Here is a 13,075-nt window from a genome sequence, read left to right on the forward strand (position 1 = left end):
CGGCGGCAGCCGGTGACGCGGGCGGCCTGGTGACCGGCGCCGCGGACCGTTCCGGCGCGTCGGGCCGGCGTGCGGACGACTTCTTCGCGGTCGAGCGGGTCGGGGAGGCTGACGACCGCTCCGAGCCGTCCTTCCCGCCGGTTCCGGACAGGTCCGGCGCCCAGGATCCAACCGGCCAGGGGTGGCGCGATCGTCCCTTCCCCGCTCCTGACCCGTTCGACGTCTCCGCCAGTCATGAGCGGCCGGCCCTGCCCGCCTACCCGTTCCAGCCGGCTTCTCCGTTCCAACCGCCCCCGCCCGACCCGCGGCCCGGCTGGCTGCCGGGCGGTGATGATTCCGCGACGGGCACGACGACCGGCGGCTACGGCGGTGGGCGCTGGGGGCTGTCCGTGGATGGCAGCGATCGTGCCGGCGCCGCCCAGCGCGACACTGGCTCGCCCGGCGCCGCGGACGGATTCGCCGGTTATGGCGGCCCCGCCGGCCAGGGCCAGAGCCCCGCCGGCCAGGGCCAGAGCCCCGCCGGCCAGGGCCAGGGACCCGCCGGTCAGGGTCCGGTGGGCCAGAGCCCCGCGGGTCAGGGCGCCGGTCATCCCTGGCAGTCCGCTCCGGGGCCGGCGAACGGGAACGGCACCGGGCCGGACGGCTATCAGCCTGGCGTCCTGCGCGGTTTCGCTCCGCATTACCCCGATGTCCGTGGATCCACCGACGGTTATCGGACCCGTCCGCGTGACGACGGGCCCGCATCCCCGCCCGCGGGTGGCGCTTTTTCCTTCGGTGGTCAGCCCGACCAGCGTCTGTTCGACACGGGCGCCCCCGGGCCGGACGGCCGTCGGCCCAGTGGCCCGCAGCCGTTGTCCGGCCGGGCGTCACCGGCCGCCCTACCACCACCCGCCCTACCACCGGCCGCCCTACCACCGGCCGCCCTGCCGCCGGCGGGTATGCCGCCGGACGGCGGTTTCGGGGGGAGCACCGGTTCCCCGCCGGCCCGTGGCCCGGCCGGGTACGGCGCTCCCGCCTCCGCCGGTAACGGCGTGCCGAACCCCAACGGCGTTGGGGACCGTTACGGAAGCGACCGTCCGGTGAACGGTTACGGGTTGGCGGGCCACCAGGCCGGCTACCCACCGCTCATGGGCGCTGATCGTGAGCTTCCGGCCCGTCAACCGGACACCACCGGGCCGGGGGACGGATCGACTTCCTACCTGATGGGCGGCTCGTTCAGGGCGGCACAGCCCCGTGATCGCGGACGGGTACCTCCCGCCGGGCCGAACCCGCCGCCTCCCGATCGGGGCGGCCCTCTGGACGCAGGGCCGGCCGCGACAGCCGGCAGCCCGGCTCCGAGCGGCTACGGGACAGGCGGATATCCCGGTTCCGGGGCCGCCAGAGCCCTCGTCCGTGGTGCCGGCGTGAACGACGATGCGCCGGTTACTCCTGGCACATCCCGGCCAACTGCCGGGAGAGCGGACGGCGGCAACGACCGGGCCGTGCTTCTCCCGCCGACCTACCGAGGCCCGGCCGCGGCCACCACGGCCGAGCCGTCCGTTCCCGCCCGGCCGCACCCACGTACCGCCCCCAGGCCGCCGTCGGCGGTACCCGGGGCCAGGACGCCCGGGGGCGGTCTGCCGGGCGAGGCGGCCTTCGCGGACCCCGCCGCCGCGGCGTCCTCCGCCGCCGGACCGATGGAGCGCACCGACATCGTGCCACGGGTCACCGACGCCGCACGGCCGAGGACGTCGCGTGACGGTATGCCGTCATCTCCGGCCGTGCCGCCCGGGGTGCTCGGACAGTCGCTGGCGGAGATGACCGCGACGCTGTCGAGGATCGGGTCCACGCCGGACACCGGCTCCCGCGACACCGGCTCGCGTGATGCCGGCTCGCGTGGCACCGGTCCCGATGACGACGATGGGGGCTGGAAGCCGTCCAGTTCTGTCCGTAAGAAGGTAGGCCGGCCGGGTACGGCGGCGGCGCGGGTTTCCTCCCCGGATGGTGCTTCCACGGACACCGGGGCGCGGGGGCCGGAGCAGCGCTCGACGGCGTCCGGGGCCGCGAAACGGCCGGCCGTCCGACTGTCCAGCCAGCCGGACAGCCGGCGCGGTGGGCCGGATCCCGGTGACGACATCGACGATGTGGACGACGACGTCGACGACATCGACGACGACGGCAGCGGCGGCCCCGGCTCGGGGCTGCTGGCGCGTTATCGGCATGGGTGGACCGGCCCGTTGATTGTCGCGGTGTTGGTGTCCCTGGTCGCGGTCGGGCTGTACGCCCTGCTGTCGGGCGGGGCGGAGGATCTTCCCGTGGGGGCTCCGGAGGACCCGGTGGATCCCGGCGTCACCGCCGCGGCGTCCTCGGCCGGGGGCGCGCCGACGCCGGCCACGAGCAATCCGGACGCCGCGGCCGGTCGGGCGCTGGTCGACGGCACCTACCGCTGCTATCGGACGGCCGACGGCGACCAGCCGGCCGACGGGGCCGCCTCGGCCGACAACCGGAATTCCCAGGCGTCCGCGGCACTGCCGAACAAGCTCGTCGTGCCACGCGAGAGCGGTAGCTACCGCTGGGATGACCAGCAGGGTACCTACTCGATCACAAAGAACAGTCTGAGTACCGATACCGTGATTTTTACCGACGTCCAGTTCGCCGACGGTCCGCTCAAGGACATCAAGGCGCTGTTCATCAACCGGGTGGGCGCTGGCGACGCCGGGAAGGACGGCGGTTTCCTGACCTTCAAGGACGGATCGAACCGGTGGTGTGCGATCAATTAGGCTCCGAGCCCGGGAAAAATAGTGATCATGTGTTCGCCGACTGGCCAGGAGAACGCCGGCCGGCGTTCTCCGGCCGGTATCCCGGGCCGGCGGAGCCTGCTCCCGCCGGCTTCAGCCGGCGGGCCGAACAGGAACCTTCCGTTCCCGATCTGGTCTGCTGCGTGTCGACCGGGACCCAGTGCCCGGGTTTGAACCGGCGTGCGGCAGGATCAGGACCCATGCTCCACTCTGACCGCCCGACACGTACTGGACAGGGACGACCTGGCGCCGTGTCGGATACCGACGGCCCCGAAGCGACCGGCCCGGGCAGGCCGTTTCCCGCGGCTCGGGGATGCGAGCCTTCCGGGCCTGGTGAGTTTTCCGGGCCTTCCGGATCACTCGCCGGGCCTCCCGTACCGGTTCCGCTGCCGTGGCAGGAATCCCGGACGCGGGCGGCGGAGCCCGGCGCGGGGAAGAAACCGGACCAGATTGCCCCCCAGGTTCCCCAGCAGGTTCCTCCCGACGCCGCGGACCGTTCCGGTGATGCCGGTGGACGTTTCCTCAGCCGCCGCACACTGCTGACCCTGGCTGGCGTGGCGACCGCAGGGGTACCCCTTGCCGCCTGTGGCGGCTCCGGGAGCGGGTCGAAGGCGAACCGGGTCATCAGGATCGGCTATGTGAGCCCGCAGACGGGGGCGCTGTCCGCCTTCGGCGCCGCGGACAGGTACGTCACCGACACCATCCGGGCCTTCTTCGACCGCCAGGGCGGAATGACCATCGGCGCGCGCACCTATCCGGTTGAGATCATCGTCCGGGACAGCCAGTCCGACCAGAACCGTGCGGCCCAGGCCGCCGGCGACCTGATTTACACCGACCGGGTGGACATCATCCTCGTCGCCTCCACACCGGAGACCACCAACCCGGTCTCGGACCAGTGCGAGGCGAACGAGATGCCGTGCATTTCCACGGCCGCTCCCTGGCAGTCGTGGTTCAACGGACGTGGTGGCGACCCGGCCCGCCCGTTCAAGTGGACCTATCACTTCTTCTGGGGCCTTGAGGACGTGACCAGGGTCTACCGGAACATGTGGGGCCAGTTGCCCACCAACAAGAAGGTCGGTGCGCTCTGGCCGGACGACTCCGACGGCAGGACGTTCGCCGACGGCACCATCGGGTTTCCGCCCGCGATAGCCGCCGCGGGCTACACGCTCGTGAAGCCTCCCGTCTTTCCCACCGGGATGTCGGACTTCGGTCCCCAGTTGAACGTGTTCAAGCAGGCGGGCGTGGACATCCTGACCGGTGTGCTGACGCCGGACGACTTCCAGATCTTCTGGAAGCAGGCGGTGTCGATGGACTTCAGCCCGAAGATCGTCACGGTCGCCAAGGGGCTGCTGTTCCCGCGCTCGGTCCAGGCCCTCGGCCAGGACGGCAACAACCTCGGTACCGAGGTCTGGTGGTCGCCCTACCACCGGTTCAAAAGCTCGTTGACGGGGGCCACTCCGGAGACGCTCGCCAAGGACTTCACGGACAGGACCGGCACCCCCTGGGTGCAGACCCTCGGCTTCGTGCACGCCCTCTACGAACTCGCCACGGAGGCGTTGGCCCAGGTCGGCTCGCCCGACGACCGGGCGGGCCTGGCGGCGGCGATCGGGAAGCTGCGTACCAACACGATCGTGGGGGAGATCGGCTTCGGCGGCTCGGCCGACATCCCCAAGAACGTGGCGAAGACGCCGCTGGTCGGGGGACAGTGGCGGACGGAGGGCACCGGCTACAGCCTGGTCATCGTCGGCGACGATTCGATCAAGAATATTGCCGCGCAGCCAGGCAGGCTGCTGCCATACACCAGGGCCGTCCAGGGGACCTGAGAACAGCTCCCGTCCGCTCGATCCGCCTCCCGGCGGGGACAGCCAGACGCGGTGAACCGGGCCGATCGGTGAACCGGGCCGATACTGTCGGCTCGGTTCACCGCGAGGACGATATGCGCGCGTCGGGCCGGTGCCGCCCGAGCGGCGGATCAGGTCCTGGCCACCGCTCGTGACATCGTGTGCTCGACCACCGCGATCAGTGCGCTTTTCGTCGAGTGACGGTTACGCGCGTCGCAGGTGATGATCGGTATGCTCGGGTTGATCTGCAGAGCTTCCCGGACGTCGTCTATGGAATGCCGCAGGATTCCGTCGAAACAGTTCACTCCGACGACAAATGGCAACTGTCGCTGTTCGAAGTAGTCCACAGCCGCGAAACAGTCGGCTAGCCGCCGGGTGTCGGCGAGGACGATGGCACCGATAGCGCCCCGCACGATGTCGTCCCACATGAACCAGAACCGGTACTGTCCCGGCGTGCCGAACAGATAGAGGATAAGATCCTCGTCCAGGGAGACCCGGCCGAAGTCCATTGCGACCGTGGTCGTCGTCTTGTCGGCGAGGTGGGTCAGGTCGTCGACGTGTGCCCCGGCCTCGGTCATGACCGCCTCGGTCCGCAGGGGTACGATCTCGGACACCGAACCGACAAAAGTCGTCTTGCCGGCGCCGAAACCACCAGCAACGACGATCTTGACCGAAGTAGTGGCGACGGAGGAGTTGACCCGTCTGCGGTCAGAGCTTGCGAAGGCCACTGAGCACCCTTTCGAGCAGCGCGAGGTCCGGCGCCTCATCGCGGTCGGGTTGTTGGTGTACCCGGACGTAACCTTCGTCCGCCATGTCACCGACCAGCACCCTGGCGACTCCGAGGGGAACCCGCAGGCCGGCGGCGATCTCCGCAACTGATCGCACCTGCCGGCACATGGCGGCGATTGTCTGTTGTTCCAGGGCAAGTTGGATTGCCCGTTCCTCACCAAAGGACGTTGTGACGACAAGCGCCTCGATGGCGAGTTCGTATCGTGAACGCGTCCGACCACCGGTCATCGCGTAGGGACGGACAACCGGTCCCGGGGTATTCGCGGGATCGGTACTCACCCTGACCCCCTGTGCTCCTGTCGGTTCACCGCGGAAGGATCCCCTGTAGTTCGGCTCGTAGGGCAGGGGTGAGCACATCCGTGGTCCGGGTTACCAGCAGTGCCATCTCGTACCCCACAAGTCCGATGTCACACGACGGTGCGGCGAGAACCGCCATACTTGCCCCATCACTGATCGCCATGATGAACAGAAACCCATGTTCCATCTCGACGACCGTCTGTGTCACGTTGCCTGCTTCAAAAACCCGGGCGGCGCCCTGGGTCAGGCTGACCAGACCCGACGCGACAGCGGCCAGTTGGTCCGCCCGGTCGCGTGGGAAACCGTCCGAGACCGCCAGCAGCAGACCGTCCGCGGAAACCACCACGGTGTGCGCGACACCGGGAACTCTTTCGACGAAATTGTTGATCAACCAGTTGAGGTTCTGTGCGTCTGAGCTCATGGGCGTCACACTTCCTCCTGGGCGTTCCGACGAGAGCTGTGGGGGGTGTCCCTGGCGACATCACGGGCCTGTCGAACACCCTGGTAGAAGCTGGCAAGCCGGCCACCGACCGCTTCGGGGGAGCGGGACGACCCCTCCGGCTGACGCCGTGGCGTGGTTTCAGCGCTACCAGGTACCAGGTGTGTCATCGGGACACGCAATGGAAGACCGGCCCTGGTCGTCCCAGCGGGAGACGGCTGGCGGGCCGCTTCCGCGGCACGCCACCCGGCGTCAGCCGCGGACGACCATGATACGGATCCGGAATCCGGCGCGGCGGGCGCCGGACGGCTCGCCAACGGAACGGACTGGATGTCGGCGGGGCCGGCCGCGGCGGCCGGCAGCGGGGGTTCTCCCGGGGCGGGCGACCAGCCGGGCACAGGGATGTCGGCGGGTGCCGGGCCCTGAGGCCCGGGCCGGCCGGCCGGCGCCGGGTAGGGCGACGGCGGACGGCCGATGTCACCGCTGGCGCTGACGTCGACCGGCCGAGCGGGCCGGCCGGCTGGCTCCGGTGGCCGCAAGTCACCACGCAGGCTGGCCGGGCCGCGGTGCGGGGCCGGTCCGGGACGGCCCAGCGGGGCAGCCGCCCTCGGTCGGCTCGGCAGCGGGTGCGGGGATGTCGGGGCGTGGCGTTGGAACCACGCGGAGACCGAATCGAAGATCGGGGTCGTGTCGCTGTCCTCGCCGTCCCGATCGGCGGCTGCTTCCTCGGCCCCGTCGGTACGGGACGCCCGGTCGGCACCGTCGCCATAGGAGACGTCATCGCGGTAGGACACATCGTCGCGATAAGAAACGTCGTTGCGGTAGGACACGTCGTCGCGCGCGGTGGGCGCCCGTTCCGTTCTGAAGTCGGGACGGACGCCGCCGCCCGACGGGATGACCGTCGGCAGTTCCCCGGCCTGGCCGCCGCCGGCGGTGGGCTGGGAGTAGGCGGTGGGCGGGGGGGACAGCCGGCTGAACGGGGTCGTGTCGGGGCTGGGCGCGGCCGGTGCGCTGTCCGTGGCGGTCCGGCCTGTCGGTCCGGGCGGGGCCGCTCCGGTCAGGTCGATGCCGCCGGTGTCCAGGGAAGCCGAGCCGGCCGGATCCAGGTGCACCGGATCGGTGCGGCCGGCGAGGTCCAGGTAGGTCGCGCCGGCGTCCGGGCCGATGGGGCCCGCCGCGCCCGGTCCCCGGGGGATCTCGTAGCCGCCGGTCTGGGGCTCACTCCGGAAGGGCGGATCGGCATTCGGCTGGCGGGCCGTGGTTCTGGAGATCTCCAGTGGGCCGGTGCCGGTGCCGAAGCCGCCACCGACGTCCGGCTGCTCCAGCCCGAACTCGTCGGGGCTGGTGGACCGTTCGTCCGCCGCGGTGCGGCCCGGGCCGCTTCCGTTCATGCCCGGTACGGGCAGGGACGGAGGTGCTTCGGAGCCATTGCGCGAACCGGGCGGATACGAGCCGTTGCCCTTTGGCAGGCTGTTTCCGTCGACGAACGTGTGGCCGTTGGACTCGCCGCGTGACATGCCGTTCGCCAGGGACATCCCGTCGAACCCCACCGTGCGGCCGTTGGACAGCGCCGGTGGCAGACCGTTGTCGAGCGCGGACCGGCCGACCGGGGGACGTCCGGTGGTCAGTGGCGCTGTGGGGCGTGCCGGCGTGCTCGGGGTCGCCTCACTGGCGACGACCTTGGCTGGCAGCCTTATCACGGCGGTGATCCCGCCGGAGGTCGATTCGCGGAGCTGGACGCGGATGCTGTGTCGGCCGGCCAGCCGACCGACCGCGAACAGACCCATCGTGCGGGACACCGACACGTCGATGACGGGTGGGTTGGCCAGCCGTTCGTTGATGCGTTCGAGCTCCTTGGCCGGCATTCCGATGCCGCGGTCCTCGATCTCGACTATCGCTCCGGCGCCAGGCCCCAGGGAGCGGCTGGTGACCTGCACATCGGTCGCCGGCGGGGAGAAGGAGGTGGCGTTCTCCAACAGTTCGGCGATGAGGTGCACGACGTCGCTGACGGCGTTCCCGGTGATGGACACCGCGGCCGCCGCCGTCTGCTTGACCCTCGTGTACTGCTCGACCTCGGAGATCGCGGCGAGGACGACCTCGTTGAGGGGGACGGGGTGGGTCCACCTGCGGGCCGTGTCGGTGCCGGCGAGCACCAGGAGGCTTTCGTTGTTCCGGCGCATACGGGTCGCCAGGTGGTCGAGCTTGAACAGGTTGGAGAGCTGGTCCGGGTCCTGCTCCCGGTTCTCCAGGTCGTCGATGAGCCGCAGCTGCCGTTCGACCAGTCCCTGGCTGCGCCGGGACAGGTTGACGAACATGGCGTTGACGTTGTTCCGCAGCACGGCCTGTTCGGACGCGAGGCGGACGGCCTCTCGGTGGACCTCGTCGAACGCGCGGGCGACTTCACCGATCTCCTCGTCGGTGTTGATACCGACCGGTTCGACCTCGGTCTCGATGTCCTGTTCGGTGGAGTCACGCAGCCGGCGGACCGACTCGGGCAGCCGGCGGCCGGCGACGTCGAGCGCGGCCGCGCGCAGCCCGAGCAGGGGGCGTACCAGGGAGCGGGCGACGATCATGGCGGCGAACAGGGCGGCCGTCAGGATGAAGACGATGAGCAGACCGGAGAGCAGCGCCCGGCGCTGGATACCCGACCGCAGCGTCTCGACGCGGTCCTCGGTGTTGTTGTACAGGGAGTCGACGACCCTGCTGTTGAGGTCCATCGTGGCCTGGGTCGACTGCAACCACTTCAGGTTGTCGAGCTCGAGCGGCTGCCCGACCCGTCCTGTCAGTACGTCCTGTACCTCGTTGCTGGTCTCCGCGACGTCCTGACCGACGAGCGTCTCCCGGTACACCCTGGCCTGGTCCGGGTTGGCCACCGCCTCGAAACGGGAGATCTGGGTTTCGCGTTCCGTGCTCAGACCGACGAACAGCCGGTAGTCGGTGCTGTCGAAACGTCCCTGCTGGATGGTGCCGTGGATGAGGGACTGCTGGGCAGCCAGGCGTTCCCGCGCGCGGATGACGGAGTCGAGGGCCTCCACGTCGGCGTTCAGCGCGGCGTCGTCCTGGCCCTGTGGGATGAGCGACACCAGGTTGACGAGGCTGTTGATCATTCCGGTGTAGGCCACCTGGACGGAGCTCGACGAGGCCAGCGTCAACGCGGTCTCGCGCACGTTCGTCCGGTGCGACAGCCGGTCCGTGATCGACTGGAGTGCCGTCCGGGCCTGCTCGGTGAAGGCGTTCTGCTGGCCCCGGACATTCTGCTCGTACTGCCGGGCCGCCTCGTCAACCTGTGTCTGCACCGTTTTGATGCGCTCGGGGGAGCGGAAGCCCGACAGGGGCGTGCCGCGTGAGGCGACATAGCCGACCGTATAGGTGCGTTCCTGCTCCAATGCGGACACCAGTGCCGTGGCGGCGCGGCTTATCTTCGCCATGTCCTGGGCACGGTTGACGTCCCGGGTGCTGGTCAGCACACTGTTGGCGCCCATCGCGGCGTTGGCCAGGATCGCGATGATCGGGACCGCGAGAATCGCGATCAGCTTGGTACGGACCCGCCAGTTCGCCGGCGCACCGAGCAGTGCCCTTATGCGTCGTATACCGCCTGGGTCCTGTGACGTGATGGCTGGGGCGTCGACGCGGTGCCCGCCGTCATCGGCGGACCGCTCCGGCTCCTGCGGTGTGGCCTCGCCCGCCGGGGGAGCGTCGATGCCCGTGCCGGCTATCGGTTGTCTGCGCACGTACCTTCGCAACCTCTCCGCCAGCCTCCCGGAACATGACGTGCCGGGATGGCCCGGTATCGGGCCCGGATGTCCCTCGATAGGCACCATAGCGGTATGGCCAGACATCCCGACACGCGCCTGGCCTAAACTAGATGTCCACTTCCGATCCCATCCGTTCGGTCCGTTTTCGGGCGGTCCGGACGTATGCCCGCAGGATGGACGGAAGTCCGGGCGGGTCGGCCGCCTGTTGCCTGTCGCGCAGGTACTTTCCGGCGCCGCGTCAGGTACCGCACCCGTTCTCCGCGGGCCTGACACCTTCTCTATGGGCCCGTACCGTCCTGGCCTGTTCTTCGTGGGCTTGGCTCTCCGTGGGCCTGGCATCTTCTCCGTAGGCTTGGCGTCGTGGACACCGCCATCTCGAAGCCGGCCGCGGGCCCGACGGGCAACGGCCGAGGATCCGACGCGCCAGCAGCCCCCGCATCCGCGTCTCCGCCCGCGCCCGCGTCGGTGGCGTCCGACGCGCCCGGGGCCTCCCGCCCGGCTCACGACACGGTTCTGGTCGTCGACTTCGGTGCCCAGTACGCCCAGCTCATCGCCAGGCGGGTGCGGGAGTGCCACGTCTACTCGGAGATCGTGCCCTGGGACATCTCGGTCGAGGAGATCCTCGCCCGGCGTCCCGCCGCGGTGATTCTCTCGGGCGGGCCGAAGTCGGTCTACTCGCCGGGCGCCCCGGAGGTGGACCCCGCGCTCTTCCGTGCCGGGGTGCCGGTGCTGGGCATCTGCTACGGCCACCAGGTGATGGCGCACGCGCTGGCCGGGACGGTGGCCCGCACAGGTGTCGCGGAGTACGGCGCGACCCGCCTGACCGTCACCGCCGGCGGTGTCCTGTTCGCAGATCTGCCCACCAGCCAGCAGGTGTGGATGTCCCACGGCGACTCGGTGACAGCGGCGCCACCGGGGTTCGTGGTCACCGCGTCGACGCTGTCGACCCCGGTCGCGGCCTTCGAGGACGTCGCGCGCGGGCTGTTCGGCGTGCAGTTCCACCCGGAGGTGGTGCACAGCGACCGCGGCCTGGACGTCCTGCGGCGTTTCCTGTTCGCCGGCGCCGGCTGCCGGCCCAACTGGACGATGGTCAACATCGCGGACGAGGCGGTCGCGGCGGTCCGGGCCCAGCTCGGCGACGCGCGCGCGATCTGCGGGCTGTCCGGCGGGGTGGACTCGGCGGTGGCCGCGGCGGTCGTCCACCGCGCCGTGGGCGACAGGCTGACCTGCGTGTTCGTCGATCACGGCCTGTTGCGCGCGGGCGAGGCGGAGCAGGTGGAGAAGGACTTCGTCGCCTCGACCGGGGTCGAGCTGGTGCACGTCAAGGCCGCCGACCGGTTCGCCGCGGCACTCGCCGGCGTCAGTGACCCGGAGCGCAAGCGCAAGATAATAGGACGGGAGTTCATCCGGGTGTTCGAGGCCGCCGCCCGCGAGCTGGAGGCTCAGGCCGAGGCGGAGGGCTCCCGGATCGAGTTCCTGGTGCAGGGCACCTTGTATCCGGACGTCATCGAGTCCGGCTCGCCGACCGCGGCGAAGATCAAGTCGCATCACAACGTCGGCGGGCTCCCCGAGGATCTGCAGTTCTCCCTGGTGGAGCCGTTGCGCACCCTGTTCAAGGACGAGGTGCGCCGGCTCGGCGAGGAACTCGGGCTGCCGGAGGAGATCGTCTGGCGGCAGCCATTCCCGGGGCCTGGCCTGGCTGTCCGGATCATCGGTGAGGTCACCCCGCAGCGGCTGGCGACGCTGCGGNNGCTGGCGACGCTGCGGGCCGCCGACGTGATCGTCCGCGAGGAGATCCGCCGGGCCGGGCTGGACCGCGAGATCTGGCAGGTGTTCGCGGTGCTGCTGGCGGACGTCCGCTCGGTGGGGGTCCAGGGGGACGAGCGCACCTACGGGCATCCGGTCGTGCTGCGCGCGGTCACCAGCGAGGACGCGATGACCGCCGACTGGGCCCGGCTGCCCTACGACCTGCTCGAACGCATCTCGAACCGGGTGGTCAACGAGGTCGAGCAGGTCAACCGGGTGGTGTACGACATCACCTCGAAGCCGCCGGGCACCATCGAGTGGGAGTGACCCGGGCCGGACGCGGGCCGGCGGGCCGGCGGGNCCGGCGGGCTGGCGCGGGCAGGGGAGAGTGCGCAGAGGAGAGCGGTGCGGTGACCAGGCGTCACGCGGCGGGGATGCCCAGGGGACCGGCGGCCAGCGCGCGGACGCGGCCGGCGGTGACCGGGTCGATGTTGCCGCCGGAGAGGACCACCGCGGTCGGGCCCTGCGCGAGTTCGGGATGACGCAGCAGCGCCGCCGTCCCCGCTGCCCCGGCGGGCTCCACCGTCTGGCCGTCGGCGCACAGCAGCGCCACCATCGCCTCCCACAGCGCGTCCTCGTCGACCGTGATCACATCGTCTACCAGGGCGGTGGCGAGCGCCAGGGTCAGCGTGCCCGGGGCCCGCACGGCTATGCCGTCGGCGATGGTGGCCGCCGGGACGCGCACCGGCCGTCCGGCGCGCCAGGACAGGGCGAAGGCGGGCGCGCCCGCGGCCTGGACGCCGATCACCCGCACGTCGCGCCGCCGCTGTCTGATCGCCGCCGCTATCCCGCTGATCAGGCCACCGCCGCCGATGCCCACCAGGACGGTCCGCAGGCCGGGGATCTGCTCGGTGAGCTCGAGCCCGATCGTGCCCTGTCCGGCGATCACGGTCGGATCGTCGAAGGGATGCACCAGTAGCCCGCCGTGTCCGCGCGCGGTGGCCTCGGCGGCCAGCAGGGCGGCGTCGATCCCGCCGTGGACGTGCTCGACCCGCGCGCCGAGGCGGCGGGTGCGCGCGACCTTGACCGGGCTCGCGTCGGCCGGGACGAAGATCGTGGCTGGGACGCCGAAGTGGGCCGCCGCGTACGCGACGCCCTGGGCGTGGTTGCCGGCGCTGGCGGCGACCACCCCCCTGGCCCGTACGGCGGGGTCGGCGAGCGCGAGTCGGGCGAACGCGCCACGTAGCTTGAACGACGCGGTGCGTTGCTCGTTCTCGCACTTCAGCCACACCGGCACGCCGGTCAGCCGGGACAGATGGGCGCTGGGCGTGACCCTGGTCCGCCGAAGCACCGGCGCGAGGACGACCGCGGCCGCGGTGACGTCGATCGCGTCGCAGCCGACGGCCGCAGCGTCGAGGCTCGCCGCGCCGT

General features: G+C 70.9%; 7 protein-coding genes. 2 read left to right on the plus strand and 5 right to left on the minus strand.

Annotation, left to right across the window (positions count from 1 at the left end; all coding sequences use genetic code 11):
* Window positions 1-2,977 precede the first annotated feature (2,977 nt).
* Window positions 2,978-4,600 carry an ABC transporter substrate-binding protein gene (locus FrCorBMG51_RS03185; RefSeq protein WP_268760517.1) on the plus strand — a complete coding sequence of 541 codons (1,623 nt, stop codon included), beginning with the start codon at window positions 2,978-2,980 and terminating at the stop codon, window positions 4,598-4,600.
* Between the two features lie 149 nt (window positions 4,601-4,749).
* On the opposite strand, the gene FrCorBMG51_RS03190 is transcribed toward FrCorBMG51_RS03185, so the two are convergent.
* The 4 genes from FrCorBMG51_RS03190 to FrCorBMG51_RS03205 are packed head-to-tail and all read right to left on the minus strand — an operon-like array spanning window position 4,750 to window position 9,874.
* Complete coding sequence (locus FrCorBMG51_RS03190) at window positions 4,750-5,346, minus strand: GTP-binding protein (RefSeq protein WP_047221603.1); 597 nt, start codon at window positions 5,344-5,346, stop codon at window positions 4,750-4,752.
* The gene (locus FrCorBMG51_RS03195) at window positions 5,327-5,686 is read right to left on the minus strand and encodes a DUF742 domain-containing protein (RefSeq protein ID WP_013875056.1); all 360 of its coding nucleotides are present in this window, start codon (window positions 5,684-5,686) and stop codon (window positions 5,327-5,329) included. Before FrCorBMG51_RS03195 ends, FrCorBMG51_RS03190 begins: the two co-directional genes overlap by 20 nt.
* A 25-nt stretch (window positions 5,687-5,711) precedes the next feature.
* Window positions 5,712-6,134 carry a roadblock/LC7 domain-containing protein gene (locus FrCorBMG51_RS03200; protein WP_013875055.1) on the minus strand — a complete coding sequence of 141 codons (423 nt, stop codon included), beginning with the start codon at window positions 6,132-6,134 and terminating at the stop codon, window positions 5,712-5,714.
* On the minus strand, window positions 6,131-9,874 hold the full coding sequence (locus FrCorBMG51_RS03205; RefSeq protein ID WP_047221604.1) for a sensor histidine kinase: 3,744 nt from the start codon (window positions 9,872-9,874) through the stop codon (window positions 6,131-6,133). The genes FrCorBMG51_RS03200 and FrCorBMG51_RS03205 overlap by 4 nt, the downstream gene beginning before the upstream one ends.
* Window positions 9,875-10,363: 489 nt before the next feature.
* Between FrCorBMG51_RS03205 and guaA the strand changes: the two genes are divergently transcribed.
* A complete protein-coding gene (gene guaA, locus FrCorBMG51_RS03210; RefSeq protein ID WP_047221693.1) occupies window positions 10,364-11,971 on the plus strand; it encodes a glutamine-hydrolyzing GMP synthase in 1,608 nt (535 codons plus the stop codon).
* A 94-nt stretch (window positions 11,972-12,065) separates the two neighbouring features.
* On the opposite strand, the gene FrCorBMG51_RS03215 is transcribed toward guaA, so the two are convergent.
* On the minus strand, window positions 12,066-12,995 hold the full coding sequence (locus tag FrCorBMG51_RS03215) for a threonine/serine dehydratase family protein (protein ID WP_235433265.1): 930 nt from the start codon (window positions 12,993-12,995) through the stop codon (window positions 12,066-12,068).
* Window positions 12,996-13,075: the final 80 nt, after the last annotated feature.

Source organism: Protofrankia coriariae (assembly GCF_001017755.1).
Taxonomy (GTDB): domain Bacteria; phylum Actinomycetota; class Actinomycetes; order Frankiales; family Frankiaceae; genus Protofrankia; species Protofrankia coriariae.

Coding starts and splice junctions, on each gene's coding strand:
- FrCorBMG51_RS03185 (WP_268760517.1), top strand. CDS start 2,978: ATGCTCCACTCTGACCGCCCGACACGTACTGGACAGGGACGACCTGGC.